At 69.4% G+C, this 281-nt stretch carries 1 protein-coding gene; it reads right to left on the minus strand.

The features are described 5' to 3' along the window. Window positions 1-281: ketoacyl-synthetase C-terminal extension domain-containing protein (locus UK12_RS35500; protein WP_045307353.1), on the minus strand; the 281-nt coding region annotated here is incomplete at both ends.

Genomic DNA, 281 nt, shown 5'->3' on the forward strand with positions numbered 1-281 from the left:
CGTACTCCAGGATCGTGTGCGCGTTGGTCCCGCTGATACCGAACGAGGACACCGCCGCCCGGCGCGGACGGCCCGTCTCCGGCCACGGCCGCGACTCCGACAACAGCTCCACCGCCCCGGCGGACCAGTCCACCTTCGGCGACGGCTCGTTCACATGCAGCGTCTGCGGCAGCACACCCTGACGCATCGCCATCACCATCTTGATGATCCCGCCGACACCCGCCGCCGCCTGCGTGTGACCGATGTTCGACTTCAGCGAACCCAGCCACAGCGGCGCCGAC

The sequence above is a fragment of the Saccharothrix sp. ST-888 genome, assembly GCF_000955975.1.
Classification (GTDB): domain Bacteria; phylum Actinomycetota; class Actinomycetes; order Streptomycetales; family Streptomycetaceae; genus Kitasatospora.